Origin of the sequence: Siminovitchia sp. FSL H7-0308 (assembly GCF_037980985.1) — a bacterium.
GTDB lineage: Bacteria > Bacillota > Bacilli > Bacillales > Bacillaceae_C > Siminovitchia > Siminovitchia thermophila.
In genome coordinates this window covers 3,925,110-3,946,977 of sequence record NZ_CP150282.1, presented here as the reverse complement: position 1 = coordinate 3,946,977, position 21,868 = coordinate 3,925,110, and the positions used below count along the sequence as shown (strand labels likewise).

At 43.1% G+C, this 21,868-nt stretch carries 23 protein-coding genes and 1 tRNA gene; 16 read left to right on the top strand and 8 right to left on the bottom strand.

The window, feature by feature from the left end:
• Nucleotides 1-306: 306 nt before the first annotated feature.
• On the top strand, nt 307-501 hold the full coding sequence (locus MHB50_RS18425; protein ID WP_340084487.1) for a hypothetical protein: 195 nt from the start codon (nt 307-309) through the stop codon (nt 499-501).
• A gap of 186 nt (nt 502-687) precedes the next feature.
• Here MHB50_RS18425 and MHB50_RS18420 read toward each other — a convergent pair whose 3' ends face one another.
• Nucleotides 688-843, bottom strand: coding sequence for a hypothetical protein (locus MHB50_RS18420; protein ID WP_339165188.1), 156 nt, complete (start codon nt 841-843; stop codon nt 688-690).
• Nucleotides 844-916: 73 nt separating this feature from the next.
• Between MHB50_RS18420 and MHB50_RS18415 the strand changes: the two genes are divergently transcribed.
• Together MHB50_RS18415 and opuFB are read left to right on the top strand one after the other, a co-directional pair.
• Nucleotides 917-1,867, top strand: coding sequence for an ABC transporter ATP-binding protein (locus MHB50_RS18415; RefSeq protein ID WP_340084484.1), 951 nt, complete (start codon nt 917-919; stop codon nt 1,865-1,867).
• Nucleotides 1,860-3,371 (top strand): osmoprotectant update ABC transporter permease/substrate-binding subunit OpuFB, encoded by a 1,512-nt coding sequence (opuFB, locus tag MHB50_RS18410; RefSeq protein WP_340084482.1) that lies wholly within the window; start codon nt 1,860-1,862, stop codon nt 3,369-3,371. The genes MHB50_RS18415 and opuFB overlap by 8 nt, the downstream gene beginning before the upstream one ends.
• Nucleotides 3,372-3,588: 217 nt before the next feature.
• Here opuFB and MHB50_RS18405 read toward each other — a convergent pair whose 3' ends face one another.
• Nucleotides 3,589-4,254, bottom strand: coding sequence for a DUF4097 family beta strand repeat-containing protein (locus tag MHB50_RS18405; RefSeq protein ID WP_340084480.1), 666 nt, complete (start codon nt 4,252-4,254; stop codon nt 3,589-3,591).
• Between the two features lie 149 nt (nt 4,255-4,403).
• On the opposite strand from MHB50_RS18405, the gene MHB50_RS18400 reads away from it, so the two are divergent.
• The 9 genes from MHB50_RS18400 (at nt 4,404) to MHB50_RS18360 (ending at nt 12,727) form a co-directional block, all read left to right on the top strand.
• Nucleotides 4,404-4,553, top strand: coding sequence for a hypothetical protein (locus tag MHB50_RS18400; protein ID WP_339165184.1), 150 nt, complete (start codon nt 4,404-4,406; stop codon nt 4,551-4,553).
• 514 nt (nt 4,554-5,067) lie between these two features.
• Nucleotides 5,068-5,682: an NADPH-dependent FMN reductase gene (locus MHB50_RS18395; RefSeq protein ID WP_340084478.1), complete on the top strand. Its 615-nt coding sequence runs from the start codon at nt 5,068-5,070 to the stop codon at nt 5,680-5,682.
• Between the two features lie 55 nt (nt 5,683-5,737).
• A complete protein-coding gene (locus tag MHB50_RS18390; RefSeq protein ID WP_339165182.1) occupies nt 5,738-6,868 on the top strand; it encodes an LLM class flavin-dependent oxidoreductase in 1,131 nt (376 codons plus the stop codon).
• Nucleotides 6,869-6,938: 70 nt separating this feature from the next.
• Entirely contained in the window at nt 6,939-8,408 is a 1,470-nt protein-coding gene (locus tag MHB50_RS18385) for an aldehyde dehydrogenase family protein (protein ID WP_340084475.1), read from the top strand.
• A gap of 211 nt (nt 8,409-8,619) precedes the next feature.
• Nucleotides 8,620-8,922 carry a hypothetical protein gene (locus MHB50_RS18380; RefSeq protein ID WP_340084473.1) on the top strand — a complete coding sequence of 101 codons (303 nt, stop codon included), beginning with the start codon at nt 8,620-8,622 and terminating at the stop codon, nt 8,920-8,922.
• Nucleotides 8,915-9,382, top strand: coding sequence for a flavin reductase family protein (locus MHB50_RS18375; RefSeq protein WP_339165179.1), 468 nt, complete (start codon nt 8,915-8,917; stop codon nt 9,380-9,382). Before MHB50_RS18380 ends, MHB50_RS18375 begins: the two co-directional genes overlap by 8 nt.
• A gap of 212 nt (nt 9,383-9,594) precedes the next feature.
• Nucleotides 9,595-10,602 carry an AraC family transcriptional regulator gene (locus MHB50_RS18370; RefSeq protein WP_340084471.1) on the top strand — a complete coding sequence of 336 codons (1,008 nt, stop codon included), beginning with the start codon at nt 9,595-9,597 and terminating at the stop codon, nt 10,600-10,602.
• A 767-nt stretch (nt 10,603-11,369) separates the two neighbouring features.
• The gene (locus tag MHB50_RS18365; protein ID WP_340084469.1) at nt 11,370-12,434 is read left to right on the top strand and encodes a DUF3597 family protein; all 1,065 of its coding nucleotides are present in this window, start codon (nt 11,370-11,372) and stop codon (nt 12,432-12,434) included.
• Nucleotides 12,435-12,448: 14 nt separating this feature from the next.
• Entirely contained in the window at nt 12,449-12,727 is a 279-nt protein-coding gene (locus MHB50_RS18360; RefSeq protein WP_340085366.1) for a DUF4183 domain-containing protein, read from the top strand.
• 533 nt (nt 12,728-13,260) lie between these two features.
• Here the strand turns inward: MHB50_RS18360 and MHB50_RS18355 are convergent.
• A tRNA-Pro gene (locus tag MHB50_RS18355) sits at nt 13,261-13,334 on the bottom strand.
• Nucleotides 13,335-13,689: 355 nt separating this feature from the next.
• Here MHB50_RS18355 and MHB50_RS18350 point away from each other — a divergent pair.
• The 3 genes from MHB50_RS18350 to MHB50_RS18340 all read left to right on the top strand — a co-directional run bounded on the left by MHB50_RS18350 (nt 13,690) and on the right by MHB50_RS18340 (nt 16,500).
• Nucleotides 13,690-14,283, top strand: coding sequence for a TetR family transcriptional regulator C-terminal domain-containing protein (locus MHB50_RS18350; protein ID WP_340084467.1), 594 nt, complete (start codon nt 13,690-13,692; stop codon nt 14,281-14,283).
• Between the two features lie 113 nt (nt 14,284-14,396).
• Nucleotides 14,397-15,617, top strand: coding sequence for an MFS transporter (locus MHB50_RS18345; RefSeq protein WP_340084465.1), 1,221 nt, complete (start codon nt 14,397-14,399; stop codon nt 15,615-15,617).
• A gap of 310 nt (nt 15,618-15,927) precedes the next feature.
• Nucleotides 15,928-16,500, top strand: coding sequence for a GNAT family protein (locus MHB50_RS18340; protein WP_340084463.1), 573 nt, complete (start codon nt 15,928-15,930; stop codon nt 16,498-16,500).
• Between the two features lie 43 nt (nt 16,501-16,543).
• On the opposite strand, the gene lipA is transcribed toward MHB50_RS18340, so the two are convergent.
• Nucleotides 16,544-17,488, bottom strand: a complete 945-nt coding sequence (gene lipA / locus MHB50_RS18335; protein WP_077113835.1) for a lipoyl synthase — start codon at nt 17,486-17,488, stop codon at nt 16,544-16,546.
• Nucleotides 17,475-18,320, bottom strand: a complete 846-nt coding sequence (locus MHB50_RS18330; protein ID WP_340084461.1) for a lipoate--protein ligase family protein — start codon at nt 18,318-18,320, stop codon at nt 17,475-17,477. The genes lipA and MHB50_RS18330 overlap by 14 nt, the downstream gene beginning before the upstream one ends.
• Before the next feature lie 184 nt (nt 18,321-18,504).
• On the opposite strand from MHB50_RS18330, the gene MHB50_RS18325 reads away from it, so the two are divergent.
• Nucleotides 18,505-19,086 carry a superoxide dismutase family protein gene (locus MHB50_RS18325; protein ID WP_139345726.1) on the top strand — a complete coding sequence of 194 codons (582 nt, stop codon included), beginning with the start codon at nt 18,505-18,507 and terminating at the stop codon, nt 19,084-19,086.
• Nucleotides 19,087-19,225: 139 nt separating this feature from the next.
• Here MHB50_RS18325 and speB read toward each other — a convergent pair whose 3' ends face one another.
• The 3 genes from speB to MHB50_RS18310 all read right to left on the bottom strand — a co-directional run bounded on the left by speB (nt 19,226) and on the right by MHB50_RS18310 (nt 21,858).
• Nucleotides 19,226-20,182 (bottom strand): agmatinase, encoded by a 957-nt coding sequence (gene speB / locus MHB50_RS18320; RefSeq protein ID WP_077113833.1) that lies wholly within the window; start codon nt 20,180-20,182, stop codon nt 19,226-19,228.
• Nucleotides 20,183-20,276: 94 nt separating this feature from the next.
• Nucleotides 20,277-21,674 (bottom strand): cytosine permease, encoded by a 1,398-nt coding sequence (locus tag MHB50_RS18315; protein ID WP_340084458.1) that lies wholly within the window; start codon nt 21,672-21,674, stop codon nt 20,277-20,279.
• A 31-nt stretch (nt 21,675-21,705) separates the two neighbouring features.
• Complete coding sequence (locus tag MHB50_RS18310; protein ID WP_171974031.1) at nt 21,706-21,858, bottom strand: hypothetical protein; 153 nt, start codon at nt 21,856-21,858, stop codon at nt 21,706-21,708.
• Nucleotides 21,859-21,868 lie beyond the last annotated feature (10 nt).

Sequence of the window (21,868 nt, the reverse complement as noted above, 5' to 3'; positions counted from 1 at the left end):
TCTGAACATTTTATGGGAAGGCGACAGCTATGATATGAAATGATCAAAACAATTTTCGAAAAAAGCGGCGGCAAATTCGAATGAAAAGAGCTTTCGCTTTATATGAACTTAAAGAGACTGGAAAAACAAAAAATGTCATGCCTATTGGGGAAATAAGAGCCAGGGCGGAAGGCGGATATATGATCATATGACCGATTTGGGCACAAGCCTATGTGCGAGCTGTTAATAAGTGGGACGAGGCAAAAGAAGTGATAGATTTGCTCATCCCAAGAAGGGGAGAAGTTCGTGAATGAATGAAAAGAATATGTGGAGTTTCTATTTAAAACATATAAAAACTGGCCATCCGTATCCGATTTAAAAGAGGAAATGTTGGGAAACTTAGAGGATAAGGCGGTCCATTTGCAGCCACAGGGTTGGGGTGAAAAAGCAGTGATTCAAGCGACCAAAAACAGTATCAAAAGTGTGAATGACCTCATAGACGGAAATGTTTCTGTCACTTGAATAAATTTCGCTTTCAGGCATTTCAATGATCCTTTTTATATCTTACGATTTGCCTGGAGCGCAATCATTCAGATGGTAATCATCCGAATCGGGTCCGTGGTACATGTTTCTCTTTTTCTCATATGCCTGGCTATGGGAGCCGTTTATATGTTTTTTGCAAAAAAGAAAGATCAGCCAAAAAGCTGGTCACGAGACACGACGAACAAATACCTTATCGTATTTTTTTCGGAAATATTCTCCCAGCCATTGAATGCTTCCATATTCCAGGTGGTTTGTCGGTTCGTCCAGCAATAGCAAGTCCGGCGTGTCTACAACGTAAAGGAACGCTTTTCTCTGTTTCATTAGTGCCTTTCATTTGCGCTCTCCCACAATCCTTGCGACAATAACCCTATCATTTTAAAAAAAGGGGCCAAAAATGATCGTATTTGAAAACGTCTCAAAGCTTTATTCAGAAAATCGTAAAGCAGTAGATGCATTGAATCTACATATTGATACAGGGGAGTTCTTTGTATTGATTGGCCCGAGCGGCTGCGGAAAAACGACTACGTTGAAAATGATCAATCGTTTGATTGAAGTGTCGCACGGTTCCATTTCCATCAATGGCAAGAATATTTATGATTACAACATCCATGAATTACGCTGGAATATCGGGTATGTTTTGCAGCAAATTGCCCTGTTTCCCCATATGACGGTTGGGGAGAATATCGCGGTTGTACCCGAATTAAAAAAATGTGGGAAAGCCGAGATTCAAAAGCGTGTGGATGAATTGTTGGAAATGGTGGGGTTGGAACCGAAGGTTTATCGGGACAGAAAACCGAAAGAACTGTCAGGAGGCCAGCAGCAGCGGATTGGCGTGGCTCGTGCCATGGCAGCCGACCCCGGTATTATTTTAATGGACGAACCATTCAGCGCGCTTGATCCAATCAGTCGGGAAAAACTCCAGGATGACATTCTTTATTTGCAAAAAACAATCAAAAAAACGATTGTTTTTGTTACGCATGACATGAAGGAAGCACTTAAAATCGCTGACCGCGTCTGTATGATGAAGGATGGAGCGGTAGTCCAAGTGGGGAAACCCGAGGATATTGTTCAAAATCCCGCTAGCGATTTTGTGCGTGACTTCGTCGGAGTGCATGGATCTGCTGAGGATGCGTTTCAGCTTGAGCGATTGATGACGCCAACGTTGTCCGAAGAAAGAAGCTTATCAGGTTCACCTGTTTCTGTTTCGGCTTCTCTCCAGGAAACATTGTCAAAATTGGCCTCTCACGATCAGCTTTCAGTAGAAAGAAACGGTATAATCATAGGGCATATTGACCGGAAGGCCGTCATTCGTTTCCTGGCTGAAAGGGGCGGCGTCCATGGGTGACTTTCTCAACGTATTTTCCAATCGTCGGGACGACTTGTTGACTGCCTTGGTACAGCATATAGAATTATCGTTTATTGCCATCTTTTTTGCAGTGTTCATCGCCATTCCGGTTGGCATCTTTTTGACAAGGAAAAAGAAAGCCGCGGAAGGAATCATCGGGGTGACAGCTGTTTTACAGACGATCCCATCACTTGCTTTGCTGGGTCTTTTAATCCCTCTTTTCGGCATTGGGAAAGTTCCTGCCATCATTGCGCTTGTCGCTTATGCGCTTCTTCCCATTTTGCGAAATACGTATACCGGGATCAAGGAAGTGGATCCATCGCTTATTGAGGCGGCCCGTGCCATGGGGATGAATGAGCGCCAGCTTTTGCTCAAGGTAGAAATTCCGCTTGCAACACCGGTTATGATGGCGGGAATACGGACAGCGATGGTGCTCATCGTAGGAACGGCTACGCTTGCCGCCCTAATCGGCGCCGGGGGCCTGGGAGATATCATTTTGCTTGGAATTGATCGTAACAACACTTCTCTCATTGTGCTTGGTGCCGTTCCAGCAGCTTTATTGGCCATATTGTTCGATGTACTTCTCCGCAGGTTTGAGCAACTTTCTTTTAAAAAATCTGTTGCCGCCGTCGGGTTGATTACGGCGATCGCCATTATGACACTTGCCGCACCATGGATTGCCGGCGGGAAAAAAGATCAAATTGTGATAGCAGGAAAGCTTGGCGCGGAGCCGGAAATATTAATCAACATGTACAAACAGCTCATCGAAAAAAATACCGATTTGCAAGTTGAACTAAAGCCGGGCCTTGGAAAAACATCGTTTTTATTTAATGCGTTGCAAAATGAGAGTATCGACATTTATCCGGAATTCACCGGGACAGCCATCTCCGAACTTCTAAAAGAAACTGCCGCAAGTACTGACAGACAAGAAGTGTATGAGCAGGCAAGGAAGGGTCTTCTTGATGAGCATGATCTTGTGTTGCTGAAACCAATGGCTTACAACAATACTTACGCGCTAGCGGTTTCAAAGCCTTTTGCCGATCAGCACCAATTGGCAAGAATATCAGATTTGCAGGCAGTCGCGGACGAAGTAAAGGCTGGTTTCACCCTTGAGTTTTCTGATCGGGAGGACGGATATAAAGGCATTCAGAAACGATATGGCCTCACTTTCTCCAACTTAACGACAATGGAGCCAAAACTGCGCTACAATGCTGTGCAAACAGGTGATATTAACCTTGTAGATGCCTACTCGACAGACAGTGAAATCGAGCAGTATCAGCTCGTAGTGCTGGAGGATGACCAACATCTATTCCCGCCGTATCAAGGGGCGCCGCTTATGAGGAAAGAAATAGCCGAAATATATCCGGAAATCATAGAAGCGCTAAACAAGTTGGCCGGAAACATTACGGATGACGAAATGCGAAAAATGAATTATGAAGTAAATGTGAAAGGAAAGCCTCCCGAGGAGGTTGCCAAAGATTATTTAGAACGAGTGGGACTATAATGAACCGGATATTATGCTGATTTTTCTTTTTCATGAAGGTAGATAAATGTATTCAATATCACTCCTCCTTGCTAATCACTTGTAAGGAGGTTTTTTTTTTGACTTCATATCGCTGAGGCACATGTTATTTATGCGCCTCTAAAATAGTAAATGGCGGGGAAGTCATCGTTTCCTGCATTATCTGCTTCGGAAAAAGCTTGTCTATCATTTTTCCACTTTATTGTAAGGTAATATTTCCTGAAGCAGTTTCTAAATTCATTTTATATTTTCCATTACCTGAAATACCAACTAGTCCTTTTTTCGTTTGTTCATGTTTGTTCAATGAAATATCAACTGATTGTCTTCCACTATTCGTCTTTAGGTCTAAGTCCAGATCGGGATTTTGATCGTCGAAATTCACTTCTATATTCCCGCTAGTTGTAACGATATTCACATCACTATGGAATTGTAGAAAGTCAAGCTGAACGTTGCCACTGCTTGCTTTTATTTCTAAATCATGTAGTTGCAATTTTTCACCTGAAACATTTCCGGATGAACCATCTAGTATGATGAATCCTTTATAATCATTCGGAATATACACTTCAAATTTCGGCTTCTTTCCAATTTTGAAAAGGCGTGTCATATCCCTTTCTACGTCAACGAATAGTTTGTTGCCAGTCTGGTCCAAAGTCACTCCCGGGCCTTGATCGTATAAAGTGATTCGAGCTTCAAGTTCTTGGGCATCACTCGAAAAAAACTTCATATCCGTACTTCCAAAATCTATATAAATCTGATCAATTTCATCTATAGGAGCTTTTTGAATTTGAGTGTCCTTCTCGGTGTTTGTACAGCCTGAAATCATAAATGTCATTATGATAATGGGAAATAAAAGTGATTTCACCATCCTGAACCCTCCTTTACATCTAGTATAAAAGATGACGTAAGGTCCTTCTCAACCATTTCAAACAAACAATTTGTCATAGTTGAAAGCGACCTCGCGTCATTTTGTATACTTATACTAGCTGTTCAATCTCTTAACTGGAGGTTTTCATTGTGAAAAAAGAAGATATCCTGATTTATGCATGTGTCATGATAGGTGCTGGTATTGGCTTGTCTTTTGATCATGCAATACCCGGGGTTTTGATTGGCCTGGGTATAGGTTACTTATTAAAAACACTTTTCTTCAATAAGGAAAATGAATAAGGATTCAATAAGTTGGTCATAGATCCATCGTCAATGGCAAGATAGTCAGGAATATGTTGAAGGTATTATTACGATATTTCATAATCTCGAACAATGTGGAAAAAGCCTCCTCCCCGCATTAACCGGTGAGGAGGTTATTTTTGTTCTACACGAGAGTTTAGAATGGTCCCAAGGATGCCTGTTGCAGCTTGCATCTTTTCTGAAATTCAATATGGGTGTTTATGGAAAAGGCGCATGAGTTCATTATGCGCCTGCTCATGATGGGGGCTTTGCGGATTTTGTATAGTGCTCCTGCGTTGTAGGTGTAGTTTGCTTAACCTGTTTTTACATAAGATGTAAATTACTCGGGTAACGATATGTTCCTTAGGGGTACTGTGAGACCTGGAATGGCGAGGAGGTATTGGTTTGTTTGGTTAATAGCTCGTTCCATCAATGATATGTAAGGAGCCAATGAAAATTTGAGAATGGGCGAGTATTTTAGAGATAATTTCACTTTATTGAAGGAGGTTCTCTAATGAATCATATAAAACTTGTAACCATTTATGGAAGTCCCACCCCTCCAGGGCGCTTGGCATCTGTTTTGAATGTAGCTGAAAAGTACGCAGTTGGACAAAGCGCCCAAGTGAAACGGACAGGTCCTTCATTGGATGAAAGTGGAAAGTTTTTTTTCTGGAAGGAGGATTCCCTCCGTTTAATAGAGGAAGCGGATGCCATTTTAATTGCTTCTCCGGTGTTTCGGGGGTCCATACCCGCGATTCTCAAGGAGCTATTGGATCTTCTTCCTGTTCAGGCCCTTCGTTCTAAGCCGGTCGGTTTATATGTTGTGGGCAATGCAGCAGAGCATTATTTGGGCGTGGAGCGGCATATCACTGATATTCTCTCGTGGTTCGGCGCACTTTACGTACCGGCAACTTGCTATATCACTGCTCCGACTCTCAATGATGGCATTCCTGCAAATGTTATGAGTCAAATTGTACAGCTTGTGGACAGTACATTGATCCTGTCAAAAAGCCTTGGGGCAAAATATTGGGACCGCCTCCGCTTGCTGAAGTTCATGGGCGTTGATGTTTCGCTATCTGTATTGTTCGGTTTCGTTTTATGGGTAGTTTGTCCCGGAGAATTTCAATAACATAAAAAATACCCCGAGACGGAATAAACAATGATAAATGATGAGGTGGTCAATAATGAGAAAAGTATTAACTTCCGATGAGTTATATGAAGCACGCCTTGCTAGTGGGGTACCGCTTTTTAATGATCAAAAAATGAAGCTTGGCGTATTTGGCAGTAACTGCAGTTATGGCGTCATGGCTTCGCTTGCTCCTTCCACATATGAAGTGACGTGGGATCATACCGTCAAAATTGCAAAACAGGCGGAAGATCTTGGATTCGAAGCAATGGTACCGATTGCACGCTACAAAGGGATGGGCGGAGAGAGTAATTTTAACGGTGAAAACTACGAAACTCACACATGGGCTGCCGGATTGGCACAAGCGACAGAAAAAATAATGGTGTTCTCTACCATTCACGTACCTGCCAAACATCCTGTTGTTGCAGCAAAAGAATCAGTTACTGTGGACCATATTTCAGGCGGCAGATTTGGGTTGAACTTAACCATGGGCTGGTACGCTGCTGAGATGGGGATGTTCGGTGTAACACAACGGGAACATGATGAGCGTTATGCATATGGCTCTGAATGGACAGACATTATGAAAAAACTTTGGACGGTAGACGGGGAGTTTGATTATAAAGGGAAATACTTCGATTTAAAACGGCTGGAAGCAGAGCCAAAGCCAATTCAAGAACCATATCCCGTACTTGTTAATGCGGGGAACTCACCTGCGGGACTAGAGTTTTGTGCCAAAGAGTGTGATTTTAACTTTATTGCTTTTGCCACAGCCGGGGAGGCAAAAGAAACGGCGGCGCGTGTTCGCGGTATTGCCCGTAATCATGGCAAGAATTTGGGGATTTTAAGTTATGGAAATATTATTAGCCGTGAAACAGAAAAGGAAACGCAAGAACTTTATAACCAAATCCTCGACATGGGTGACTGGGGTGTTGCGGAAAGTGTTTCCAAAGGATTAGGTTCGGAAAGTGGGTCATTCGAACAAATTAAGGCTATGCAAGAAAGGTTCATTACTGGCTATGGCGGATATCCATTAATCGGAACTCCTGAACAGGTTGTTGATCAACTCGTAAAAATTTCAGAGGCCGGTGTTGATGGCATGTTGCTCGGCTTCTTGGACTACCACGAAGATTTGAAATTCTTTGGCGATCACATTTTACCATTGATGAAACAAGCCGGGTTGCGGTATTAATTTTACGTGAATGGGAAGGGGCTTTACAAAAAATGCAAGCCCTTCCAAAAATTCCTTGGGAGTGATATGGATGACGAATAAAATGGGGACTTTACCGGTTAGGGCCAATTGGATTAATGGAGAATGGAGAAAATCTGCACAAATGAATGTTGCTACTTCTCCGGTAAATGGTGAAGTGCTCGGCCATTATTATGAGCCAAGTGAAGCAGATGTTCATGATGCTATACAAGCGGCCAAAAAAACTTTTGTCCATTCGGAATGGCGTCATAATCGTCATATGCGGGCAAAAGCATTAAATGACCTGGCAGATCAACTTGAAAAGCGCCGCGAGGAAATGGTTCAGCTTTTATCAAAAGAAAATGGCAAGGTTTTGGGCGAAGCGGAATTTGAGTTTAGCCTGACACCGCCAAAGCTTCGTTATTATGCCGCCTTGGCGTTGACGGATACAGGACAGGCAGCGCAAATTCAGCACGACCTCCATTCCACATTAGTCAGTGAACCGCTCGGCGTTGCCGGTATCATCGTACCGTGGAATTCGCCTGTCATTCTTTCCGTTCGTTCGTTTGTGCCGGCGCTTGCCGCGGGTTGTACTTGTGTGGTCAAAATGCCCGCCCAAACCGCTTTGGTGAACGGCCTGCTTGCGGAGATAATAGCCGACACGCCTTCAATCCCTAAAGGAGTGCTGAACATCTTAACGGAATCAGGCAATGTTGCTTCCAAAAAACTCGTTAAGGCAAAAGAAGTGGAAGTGATCAGTTATACGGGAAGTACACAAGTGGGGCGCAAAATAATGGAAGGTTGTGCCAAACGATTAAAGCGAATGTCTTTGGAATTAGGTGGAAAAACACCGATGATCGTTTTTGATGATGCCAACTTAGATGCAGTTATTCCAACAATTGTAGCGGGGATCACAACATTTACTGGTCAGTTCTGTATGACTGGAAGCAGAATCCTCGTTCAAAGTGGTGTTGCTGGTGAAGTCCGCAAACGGCTGACAGAAGTTTTATCAGCCGTTCGAGTAGGTCCCGGAGACGATCCGAGCAGTCAGATGGGTCCTCTGATCGATGCGGCCAATGCAGCTCGTGTCGACCAAACAGTGGAAAAAATGATTGCCGACGGCGCGGAAGTCATTGTCAGGGGAGGCCGGGGGCAAACAGAGGGATCGGATGTTTCTGAACATGATGCTTACTATCGTCCAACCTTACTTGCGACCCAAGATGTGAATTCTCCGCTCATTCAGGAAGAAATATTTGGCCCAGTGGCCAGCTTTGAGATTTTTGAAAGCGAAGAAGAAGCGATTGAAAGAGCCAATGCCACTGACTATGGCTTATCGGCATCCATTTGGACAGCGAATCGCGATCGTTCACTGCGCATGCCGGGTAAAATAGAGGCGGGTACTGTATGGGTCAATGCTTGGGCGGTTGTATTTGATCAATTTGAAGAAGGCGGGTTCAAACAAAGTGGGTTTGGCCGCTTAAACGGAAGGACTGCACTCGCAGAGTTTCAAGAATATAAGCATATCGTCCAGGCGGGAAGCTAAGGGTTTTCTACATGTCTTTGAGATTTACAGTCTTCAGCAATGTGGACAAGCCAATCAATGCCAAAAAAATAACTATGTGGGCAGCTTATTTTCTGGCTGCCTAGTTGAACTTCATGATTTTGATCATGTTTACGGATGTGCTGCGGATCGATGTATCATTGTACCGGCCTAATTGTATTTGATCATGTGCCTATTTGAAGGAGGTCAATCGATGTATTGTAACAGCAAAGTCATTCATTTTACAGATCATTCCTTCCAAACATTTTGCAAAGAACATTTTGGCATAAACCGCGGTGTCTATAACACAATTGAAAGTTGGTTTTACACAAAAGGCATGACGAATATTACCAGGCGCCGGCATGCAATATTGGCTTTTTTGGAATTCATGGCGGCGGATTTCCGTCATCAGGAACAAACTAGAATCAGGTTCGGGAGCGGAAGATTAGCCATGAAGTTAAATGAATATTGGTGTGAAGGTGAATTCGCAGGAAAGGATGTGGCCATTTGTGATTAAAACCTATAAAGAAATCATGTGCAGTTATCCAACGGGTGTTTCTATCGTAACAACGATGGACCAAGATAAGCCGGTAGGATTGACGGTTAATTCATTTGCTTCCGTTTCACTGGAACCGTTGCTAGTTTCGTGGTGTATTGATAAAAAATCCAGCAGTCTCCAAGCGTTCCATAAGTCTGATACATTTGCAGTAAATATTTTATCTGGACATCAAAAAGCAGAATGTTTTATATTTGCCGACAGCAAAGAGAGTGATCGCTTTTCCAAAACATCATGGGAACGATCAGCGAATCAGCTTCCCATCTTGAAAGATGTGTTTGCCGTTTTGGAATGTAAAAAAGTACAAGAAATTGAAGCCGGGGATCATATCGTTTTAATAGGAAAAGTGATTGATTTACACAAAACCGATCATAAACCAATGCTTTATTACCAAAGAAATGTAAGCGTTGTTCCTGAATAATACGTCATTGCGTCCAACTGAGATGCACCGAACCTGCCAATAAGTTCCAAGAGGAAAAAAGTAGTTGGATTTCATGGTAAGAAATAATATAATAAACATCATTAAAAAATGATGAAAGCCCTTTCTGAGTAGCTAATTTTCAATTTACTGAATTTTTAGAATAAAACTTTCCGAATCCCCTTTATTACATTCTTTCATTGAGGAGGATTGGCATGCAATTATTACATGGAAACGAACCGTTAAGTAATTTCAACCTGCTTCAATCAAATGATGTAGATTTCTCGCAATCTTTGGTTTCAGAAGTATATTGCGAACATTCACTTGTTCCGGTACACGGTACAAAAGTAGACGCGAAGTTGAATGCAGTAGAAGGGACAAAATTTACTTTTGGATACTTGACATACGGAGTGGACGCAAAAATTGTTTTACCGCCGCTACCGCCGTGCTACCATGTGAACATTACATTGGCAGGTAATAGTTGCGTGAGACGAAATGGCAAAACAGCGTATACCGAAGGTATGAAAAGTGGGGCAGTATTGCTTCCAGACGAAAAGGCCAGCGTGTTATGGACAAAAGATGCAAAGCAATATGCCTTGAAATTCCTGAGGGGGAAACTGGAAAATCATTTATCCGCACTTATCAATGAAAGAGTCGATGGACCGATAGATTTTGATCTGACATTTGACCTGCAAAATACTGCGGGAAGGAGTTTGCTCCGAGCCTGCATCCTTCTCCAGGCAGAATGGGAGGAACAAAGCACATTAATATTGTCGCCTGTCGCGCGGCGTCATATTGAATCACTCGTCATGACAAACTTTCTGTTGGCTGCCAAAAGCTCATATACTGAAAAAATTTACGGAATTCACCATCAAAACGAAAGTCCCAGCAAAATGCTTGTTCAAAAAGTAAAAGATTATATAGAAGAAAATGTCCATGAACTGCCGGGATTGGCAGAACTGACAACGTATGCGGGAGTAAGTGCGCGCTCTTTGCAAAACGGCTTTAAGCAACATGCCGGGACTAGCCCAATGGGGTATGTTCGAAATATTCGCATGCAACGTGCTCACGAACAGCTTGAAAATGCTTTTTATATGGGTGAAACTGTAACGGATATCGCCATGCGCTGGGGATTTTACAATGTCGGACGATTTTCTCAAATGTACAAAGCGATGTACGGCCAAAGTCCAAGGGAAACAATTATGAAGGCCGAAAAGAACTAATATATCTTCCAAAGTAATTGCATGACTGCAACTCAAATGAGGAGTGCGTGGATTCAAATAAAGCCGATACATTTTGTATAAGTCGCGCTCTATATGAAGGAGTTGAAAGTCTAATAGAGAGGCGCGGGGCTGTCTAAATTAAAGGAGTTAAAACTTACAACCCAAGAATGTTGATTTTACAGCATTCTTGGGTTGTATTTTTTTGCTTTTCAAGTCCAATATTACTTTTGGACACCTCCCTTTTTGGGTGGATGCACATGGGTGAAATCTACAGGGTAATAGTCCCGAGCTGTAAGGAAGAAGTCTAACGCAATGGTTTTCACGGACGCGAAATTTGAAGGAATTGGGCGGCAAACCCTGTTATGCGGAACAAGAACTTCATATGCGGCTATGTATAATTGGGTGAGCTTTGCCGAGGGGCATATCCATAAGACCATTGGAAATTCCTTTTGAGTTTCCAATATCATTTACGATCCACTATTTATAATTAGTCGCCGACTCATGGAAAAACGATCCACTATTTCGAGTTAGTCGCCGACTCATCGAAAAAACGATCCGCTATTTTGAATTACTCCCGACTTTAGGTAATTACTCGCCACTTTTTACATTTACTCGCAGCTTTGGGAATTACCGTCCACTTTTTCTACAAGCTGAGTAACGCAGAGCGTTGCTTTTTTTATTTTAAAAAAACAAACAGATTCACCAAGATTAGCGCCTTTCCCCGTTATGGACAAGGCGCATTTAATATAAAAAAGGAGGAATTTCATATGGTTCCTATTAAGCGACAATTGGTATCTAAAGACATCATCAATAAACGAACTTACGGCACAGGGAACCCATGTAATTATATTACGATACATGAGACAGCGAATGAAAATATAGGTGCCGGGGCCCAGACCCACGCCAATTTGCAAGCAAATCTAAATCCTCGAGATGCATCTTGGCATTATCAGGTTGATGATAAAGAAGTGATTCAATCTTTTCCTGATCATATACAATGTTGGGCGGCTGGTGATGGAAAAGGACCGGGAAACACTCAGTCGATTCATATAGAGATTTGTGTCAACAAAGACGGAGATTTTAAAAAAGCAGTTAGCAATGCAGCTGAGTTGGTTAACATGTTGATGGCTACGTATGAAATAGCTATAAGCAATATCGTGCAGCATAATAGATGGAGTGGGAAAGATTGTCCACATTATTTAAGTAATGGGAACAAAGGGATCAGTTGGAGCGACTTTATCAGTATGATAAAAGGTGGAGAAAGCGTGCCAAAGCCAGCACCAAAGCCTGGTGGTTACAAAGGCAACAGTATTGTCGACTACCTGAACAGTATCGGCATGGATGCCAGCTTTGCCAATCGCGCCAAGTTGGCCGCACAGCATGGTATCCCCAATTACAAGGGTACAGCCGATCAAAATCTCAAATTGCTTAATACATTAAGATCTGGTGGTACACCGCCTACAACTCCGGAACAGCCGCAAGGGAACCAAAAGACGAACAGTATCGTTGATTATCTCAAGTCGATTGGTGTTGACTCTTCTTTCGCCAATCGCGCCAAGCTGGCCGCACAGCACGGTATCTCCAATTACAAGGGTACAGCCGATCAAAATCTCAAATTGCTTAATACATTAAGATCTGGTGGTACACCGCCTACAACTCCGGAACAGCCGCAAGGGAACCAAAAGACGAACAGTATCGTTGATTATCTCAAGTCGATTGGTGTTGACTCCTCTTTCGCCAATCGGAAAAAGCTTGCAGAACAGCACGGTATTCACAATTACACTGGCACAGCTGAGCAAAACTTACTGTTGCTTAAAAAATTGCGAGACTAAAATACTTTGTGAATATGCCTTCCTCTCGTTGCAGGAGGGTTTTTTTCATAATAAATGTTCCTTTTCACCAGACTGCAGGAGCGGATTTAACAATACCTGCCACCGCTTTTGTTGATGATAATGGAGATGCCATCACCGCTTTCCCAAACCATGCTTACTTCTCCTTGTTTATTAATGGTATGATACAGCAAAATGGTGTGGGTACGCTCGCCTCGGATGAATTAACAATTGTCGGTGGAGCTGTTCTTGATCTGGGTAACCCGATTTTTGTCGAGCTGGGTATCAACTTTTAATAACAGGAAAAACAAAAACCCCTCTCAAAAAAGAGAAGGGTTTTTTTGTTGATGCACCTAGCAAGGGCACAGTCTATGGGTATAAAACCCGAGTTGTTGAATTCGCCAATTGCTTTTTATTCGTTAGGACGTTTGCTTATTTTTTTCTGATTTTCCCATGGCTCTAATAGTTGCCAATCTTGAAATATCCATCAACATTGTCAACAGTAGCTATAACTATAGCTTGTGCAGTTTTCTATACTGGGGATTCTATTCTTTTTTAAAAAAATAAGATTTTTACGTACCTGGTAAACCCTGGTACGCTTTTGTATTATACGAAATTTGAAGCAATTTAAAACAAGAGGTTTGAAGTAGCAAAAACAGATTTGATAAGAGATTGAGGACGAGTAAGGAACTATTTTTGAAAAAGAAGAATCTATGAAAAAAAATCCTCAAAGCCTCCGTCAATATTCCTAAAAATAAACCCCGGTATTCTTTTTTCTGCACAAATGAAAAAAACGCTCAACCCCTTGAAGGGCAAGCGTTTTGATGAATCGGGATGACAGGATTTGAACCTGCGACTCCTAGCACCCCATGCTAGTGCTCTACCAAGCTGAGCTACATCCCGGGAAAAGCGACATTTTCATTATACGAAAAATAGACATAAAAAACAATGATAATGGGACATTTCTTTTCCGCTGAGATTTTTAGGAGGCGGGTGGGCGGCTCATGGATTCTGAAATACATTTGAAAAAATGATATGCCATCGCACCCAAGGTCGGCAGAGAGGAAGGATCTATTCCCTAAAAGTCACATTCAAAAAGTAGCGATGCCACAATGTTTTTGAACATAAAGCCGGGAATTCAAAGGCCTGATATTTTTCGCTCTATATTTACTTTACAAAACAACATCCATCGCTTAATATTAAACCGTACGGTCGGTTTTTTGAGCGGCTGTTTTTGAATGTTCTGAGGAGGATGATCATGGCTACAGATAAAGGGAGGAAAAAACGAGATCTCATCCTCGACAAAGCAAAAGAGCTGTTTATCCAGCGCGGATATGCCGCTACCTCTATGGAGGATTTGGTCCAGTATATCGGGGTCAGCAAGGGAAGCATATACTACCATTTCAAGAGTAAGGAGGATTTGTTTGTTCAACTTCTTATCCGACAAAATCAGGAATGGATAAACGCCTGGGTTGAGAAATCGGTTGATTTTCCCAGCTTCGAGGAGAAGGTCTACGGTATCGCCGATCATATGGTGGATGATTTTCAGAACCCGCTTATTAAAGTGGGCGAAGAGTTTTACATCAGTAGTCCGGAGAACCAGCCGCTGTTGGAAGAGCTTTTAGGTATTATACGTGGGCCGCGGAAGCTCTACCGTGACATTTTTGCCGAGGGAGCGAAAGAAGGGCTAGTGTCTGAAGAGGAGCTGGATGACATAGCGATTGTCTTTGCTTCACTGCTGGATGGTCTTGCCACCTCGTTTTATGAACGGTCGAGCGATGAGCTTCGTGTATTATACAAAAAGGCTGTAAAGTACTTCCTGCATGGTGTTCTTCATAACCATAAGGATTAAGCTTGTTGACAGTCCAAACGGTGCCTTTCTTAAAGCGTAAGGAATACCGTTTGTTTTGACATATATTAAACCGACCGGTCGGTTTTCATTCTAGAAAGAAAAGAGGAGATCGTATGAAGCATTTATTTTCCAACCGTGCTTTTGTTTTTCTTATGCTATCTGACCTGATGCAAAACATCGGGATTTGGATTCGAAATATGGCTTTGTTGTTTTTTGTAATGGAAAAAAGTGGTGGAAATCCGGTAGCTGTTTCTTTGTTGACGATCATTGAATATGCGCCGATTTTTCTGTTTTCGATTGTTGGCGGCGTGCTGGCCGATCGTTGGCGTCCCAGACGGACGATGTTGTGGGGGGATATATTAAGTTTTCTTTCCATATTGCTCATTTTGTTTGTCGTTCTGGCGGGTTATTGGCAGGCTGTCTTTATGGTAACGCTCGTTTCAGCGATCGTTTCCCAGTTTTCCCAGCCGTCTTCGATGAAAATCATTAAACGATGTTTGCCGGATGAGCATGTCCCTGCTGCTACGGCATTGTCCCAGACCATGATGTCGCTATTTGTGATTGTGGGGCCGATTGTGGGCACGGCTATTTTTCAAATGGTCGGGCTTGAAGCTTCGCTCATCAGCTTGCTTGTGATATTTGGCGGTTCGGCTTTATTCATCGCATTGATTCCTTCTTCGGTAGATGTGACCGAATCAGACAATGATTCGTCAGGCTCTTTCATGAAAGATTTGAGTGATGGTATGAAGTATGTAAGAAGTCATCAGATGTTGAAAATCATGATGTGTGTCTATGTCATTCTGGCTTTGGGAGCAGGTTTGGTTCAGCCTTTGGATATATTTGTCATTACTGAACGGCTGGATTTGAATATGACTGATGTGCAGTGGTTCACGGCGCTGGATGGCTTTGGCATGCTGGTGGGAGGAATTACTGCCGCTGTGGTTACAGGAAAGCTGAAGGGCTCAACACTGATGTTTATCGGGCTGGCCTTCCTTGGGGTGTCTACCTTCGTGGAGGTGCTTTCTGTCTGGCCTGTACTTACCGGAACGATGCGGTTTTTGACTGGCTTCCTTCTGGCATTGGCCGAGACGGCTTTGATGGCGGTGATGATCCGCCAGGTGGACGAGAAATTCGTTGGCAGGCTGAATGGATTGATGACCCCGATATTTATCGCGTTACTGCTGATTGGTTCGGGAAGCGCGGGGGTATTTATGGTATCGACATCTATCTTTGCTGTGTACTTTACAGCCGGAGTTCTGTTTCTCCTCGCATCGTTTATCAGCCTCAAGCTTCCTTTCTCATCAGAGGTAAGAGAAGATGTCAATGTGATATAGTGACGGTGCAGAAAAGGCAGTTGCGGCTAAAAGCCTCATGATACATCTTCATTGGGGACAAAACCGCAGGCTCAAACCCTGTCACCCTTATCAGCTTAAAAAGCACTCAATCCTTACATTTCAAGGGTTTGAGTGCTTTTTCTTTATCTTACATCATACAATGAAGCAACATATTCCTTTCAAAGCGGAAGACGGGCTTGCTTCAATTGATACAAGATAATGTTTTAAAATGATCACTTCCCTAGATTTATTTCATTTTATTTAATAATATGATATTTTAGTGACAATATGATGTCAGGATGTGACAGAGTTGTTTGTGCATATCGTAGATAAAGACATTTATTTAAAGTTGGTAGATTTGAATGACACACAAAGGGTATTTCAGCTGACGAAGGATTCGAGGATGCATTTGAGGAAATGGGTCCCCTGGGTGGATGACACGTATAGTGTGCGGGATACGGAAAATTTTATCAAAGAAAGTCTTAAAAACTATGAAGAACATAAAAGCATGAATACGGTAATCGTGTATAAAGACGAAGTGGTCGGGGTAGCCGGTTTTAATGAGTTTGATTGGCAAAACAAACATGCCACCATCGGATACTGGCTTGGCAAAGAGTATACAGGGAAAGGGATCATGACAAGGGTTGTCCGTGAGCTGACGGATCTGGCTTTTACCCAACTGAAGCTGAATCGCGTAGAAATCAGGGTGGCTGATGGAAACAAAAAAAGCAGGGCAATTCCGGAAAGGCTCGGTTTTCAAAAAGAGGGATGCATCCGCGAGGCTGAGTGGCTGTATGAAAAGTTTGTCGACCATATCGTTTATGGGATGTTAAAAAAAGACTGGCTTGCAAAAAAAGAAGAAGGCACCGCCCGACTCCAATGAGGCGTGCCTTTTTAGGTTGAATGGATCTTGATCAATTGTTTGATTAAAAGGTAAAGTTCACTTCTGTTTTCTCTTGTTCTTCATAACCCTTCATATATTTAATGCGTCTTTGGGCGGAAGCCGCGTTTACTTGCTCATCAGCATGGTATGAAGAGCGGACGAGCGGACCGGATTCGCAATGGCTAAATCCTTTTGACAATGCGATTTCCTTGAGTTCTTCAAACTCATCGGGATGGTAATAACGTTCCACTTTCAAATGTTTCTTGGTCGGCTGCAAATACTGTCCGATTGTCATAATATCCACATCATGGGCGAGCAGATCGTCCATCGTTTCAAGAATTTCTTCTTTTGTTTCACCGAGCCCGACCATCATGCTGGATTTCGTTGGCGTGTCCGGTGCAATTTCTTTTACGCGTTTTAATAATTGAAGTGAGCGGTCATACATTGCGCGGGCGCGGACACGTCGAGTCAAGCGCCGTACCGTTTCAATATTATGGTTAAAAATATCCGGGGCACTCGACATCAGTGTTGTTAAACTTTCGTAATCGCCTTTCATGTCTGAAGGAAGGATCTCAATCGTGCATCCCGGATTTGCTTCACGGATTCTTCGCACCGTTTCCGCAAAAACGGCGGCACCCCCGTCTTTTAAATCGTCACGCGCCACCGCAGTAACGACAACATGCTGAAGTCCCATAATTTTGACCGATTCCGCGACGCGTGCCGGCTCTCCCCAGTCAAGCTCTGTCGGTAAGCCTGTTTTAACAGCACAAAAACGGCATCCTCTCGTACAAGTGTCACCCAAAATCATGAATGTGGCGGTTTTTCTTTCGCTCCAGCATTCATGAATGTTTGGACAGCGCGCTTCTTCACAAACTGTATTCAGGCTTTTTTCACGCATCAATTTTTTCAGTCCGGTATAGGATTCGTTTGTATTGATTTTAATTTTAAGCCAATCCGGTTTCCTTATGTATTCCTCATTTTTTGCCACTGGCCAGCACCTTCTTTCTAAAATGTAAATTCCAATCGTCAGAGCGATATTTCGCATCAGCAAGTTCACGTACTTCTTCCCATTGTTCATCTGTCAATTCGAAAGGTACGAGTGTCAGACCGAGCTTTTCTTCAAAACCTTTGCGAAATGCTTCTTGAGCCTCTTCATACGTAATACTTTTTCCGGATGCTTCATGAATCGTAATGGCTTTTGTTGAAAAAGCTTCACGTTTGGCGGACCGGGTATCCTCATCAGGAAATTGAAAAAGGTCAAACAATAATTGTTTGTTCATGGTAAGCGGGATGGATCCGTGTTGGAGAAGCACCCCTTTTTTCCTCGTTTGTGCGTGTCCGGAAATTTTTTTTCCATTCACAAGCATTTCGTAGTCGGACGGCCTTTCAAAACATACTGCCGTACGGTCGCGAAAACGTTCTTTCGGAATGGAATATTCGGCGTTGATGCCCAGATTGTTGAAACCCGCCATAATCCCTTTAGATAGCTCGTAATATGCTTCCCGAATGGAAGGCGGGATATAGTCCTTCTTTTCGGAGACTACGACGCTGTAGGTCAGCTCATCATCATGCAAGACGGCGCTGCCGCCTGTTTGTCTTCTGACAAACTCGCAGCCATGGCGCTTAACTCCATCCAGGTCGATTGTCCGTTCTATTCTTTGAAAGTGGCCGACGGAAAGCGTAGGTTTTGACCAGCCATAAAAACGCAGAATGGGAGGGATTTTTCCTTCGCTATGCCAATTCAACAATGCTTCATCCATCGCCATATTTACCGCAGCATCGTTAAAGCCGGAGCTTAACAATCCCCAAGTATCATACATTTCATCAACTCCTAAAGGTGAAACGCTTACGAAGCGAAAAGTCTCAAATATTGCCTTTATCTTAACGAAAGACAGTTTATAAGTAAAGCTTCACGAACTGGAGAAAAACGGTCAAAAAGTATAAATGATGATATTTAAGTTAATGATGCTAAAAACTTGTTTACATATGGAGGTATCCATCGCGATGAAAAATACTTTGTTACTGTTATGGCTGACATCGGCTTTGGCCTTGGTTGGATGTAGTGGAGACGATAATCAGACAATTGATAAAAAAGACGAGGCAGTGCCGACGAGCAGTAAATCCCCGATCAATATTTCATTGATCAACCGGGAAGGGGAGAAAACAGGCGAAGCGGAGCTTGTTGAAACGGATAAAGGCGTGGTAATCCGCGTCATGGCGGAAGGGCTCGAGCCTGGAACAAAAGCCATCCACATTCACGAAACGGGAAAATGCACACCGCCCGATTTTAAATCGGCCGGCGCCCATTTTAATCCTTTCGGCAAGCAGCATGGATTTCACAATCCGAAAGGGTATCATGCCGGGGATTTGCCCAATATTGAAGTTCCGCAAAGCGGCAAGATTGATGTTGTGTTACAAACAGCCGATGTGACGTTAGAAACCGGGAAGCCGAATTCCCTTTTGGATGCTGACGGCAGCGCCCTTGTCATTCATGAAAAAGCCGATGACTACAAAACCGACCCGGCTGGAAATGCGGGAGACCGGATCGTATGTGGAGAGATTGTGAAAGCGGGGAATGAATCGTAATTCCACCTTTTGAAAACGTATGAATTGCTGATGCCATTTTTAAAATAAGGTTGTCCAGAAAGTCAGTGAAAACGGGCTTCTGTGACAACCTTTTTTAATGTTAAGCTGTGTCTAACCTTTGGAGTGTCATAAGGCTTTTTTACAAATACCGGGCTCTGGAAGCCAGCATATCGACAACCATTCTGGAAGCGGTAATGGCCGTAATATCACTATGATCATAAGGAGGAGCGATTTCAACTACATCAAACCCTACCAAGTTGACTTCTCCGAGCAAATCAATTGCTTGGATCATTTCCCTGACTGTAATTCCGCCAGGTGTTGGAGCGCATGTTCCAGGAGTCTGAGAAGCTTCCAAAGAGTCCATATCGAAAGTAATATATACGCCGTCTGTTCCATCAGAAGCAATTTCAATTGCTTGTTTGACGACAGCTTCTATTCCGTTTTTATAAATATCTCTCATTGTAAAGAGACTAATGTCATTTTCCCGGACATATTCTAGTTCTTCTTTCGGGTTCATGGAACCGTGTGGACCGATGATAACAGCATTTTTCGGGTTGAAACAGCTTAATTCCATTGATCTTGGGACTGGACAGCAGTGATTCCATTTGTCGCCGCCAACGTCAGGGGCTGTATCCAAATGGGCATCAAACAAGATAAATCCATAATTTGCATTCGGGTTAAATTCTTCTAATGCACGAGTGGCAGCCACTGTCACAAGGTGTTCACCGCCGATGACGACGGGCATGGCTCCTCCGTGAAGAAGTTCCAGAATATCACGTTTTCCGCTTTCAAGTGTTTCAAAGGCATTGCCGATGACAACGTTGATATCTCCAAAGTCGTGTACATTGTACTTTTCGACGACATCCACATCATAATCCAGATGGTAAGGAATATACAGGGATGAACAATCACGAAAACGTCTCGGTCCCATTGTGGAACCTGTCCGGACAATGGTCGTCCCGTCAAAAGGAATTCCGAGAATGCCCGCCTTTACTCCCGCTTCTTTGATGAGTTGGCGGTTCGGCTCCATATATGGTCTTTTCATAAAAGTTGCCAATCCTGCATGTAATACGGTACTCCAAGTATCGTTTGCCATTTTATCTTCCTCCTAAGTGTATAGAGCATTTTATTTGAAAAAGCCGGATGGCGAATTGCCCTCATTATGCCAACAGCTTTTACAAGCGTTTGTTTCAACCGGCGGCGCGATCTGTCTGTTTGTCCTTTTGTTTTGAAAAAGTGTAGCCTCCTTGCCGGTATTTTGAAAAAACAACTTTGCCAGCAATTACATATACAAAGCCTGCAACGACCATAGCTGGAAATGTAGCGGACAAGAGATGGAACAATCCTTCGCCGCTTGCATAAGAAAAGGTTTTCATTCCGCTCATCCAGCCTCCGAGATACACCCAAACAATCATGCCAATCAGTTGGGCACCAATCGCAACTGGGTTAAACCCGTGAAAATATTTATAAATTCCTTTGGGATTATAGCATTCTCTTACATCTATCTTTTCTTTCCTCAAAAAGTAGAAGTCTGCAATTGATACCGCCCAATAAGGACCGGCCAAAAGTCCGACGAAAAGTAAGATATAGTTAAACATATCTTGAAGGCTGGTTGAAAAAATAAACAAGGTTGACGGTAAGGCAAGAGCCAGTGTGACCAACTGATATCTCAATTTTGGAAAAATAGATAAAACAGCCATGACACCTCCATATGTCAGAAGGGCAATCGTCGTAATGTTTCCAAATACGATAATTAAATAAGCCGGTAAGCCTACATCGATTTTTCCTGCCCAAGCGGGAGGTTCATATTCCCCGGTTAATAGCGTAGCCATTCCTCCAACCAATCCAAAAAGGATCCCCATGGCAGTCAGCCCTAAATAAGATGTCCAGTAGGCATGGCGCTGGGATTTGGCAAATTTGTTCCAGGCGCCTAGATAAGGAAGCCATGCTACAGCGAAGGCGACACATAGTTCAAAGACATAAGCTCCGCCCACTTCGAAGGTAGGTTTTACACTTGCCATTGCGCTCCAATTTTCAGGCTGAATTAATTTATATAGAATATAAATGGTTAAGGCAATAAAAAATGGAAATGTGATTTTTGCTAGCGTGAAACCATACTTCGGGTTAATTAATAAAAATACGATCGGAATGGATAGGCCAATCAGTGAATAAATAATGTAATCTCCCGCAAACGTGAATCCACCGGCATAGGTGATCATGACGTGTTTGGCGGATTTTCCGGCCAAGGCGGTTAAAATGCCGACCCAGCCAAAATTAATTCCGACGAGAATCATGACACCGAAAATCGAGCCTTGGATGCCGTAAGTTGGCCTCAAGGCGATGATTTCATCAATGCCATATTTGGCAGACCTTTGCGACGACCACGCTATGCATGTATAGGCTGCCAAGTTTGCAAAAATAGTCAGAAATATGGTGGGTATGAAACCGATTGCCGGAGCATAGTCGCTGCCGACCATGAATGTAACGAGTAAAACGTTTCCACCGCACCAAAGCCAAAAAAGGGAAAAGCCCCCGGCATTCCGATCTTTTATAGGAATGGGCAAAATGCTTGTTCCAGTCTTCTTCATCAAAAATTCCCTCCTTCATCCAGATTCACTTTCAGGAAATGTAAGCTCCATACCATATTAAGGATGCAATAAACGGGATAAAACCAATTGCGATGACCAGCATATGATCTTTTTGCGTTACGTCGTCCACCTCGACTCCTTGTGCCAAGATCTCTTCCAGTTCATGATTCGTTTCTCTATCCATTATTCTCATC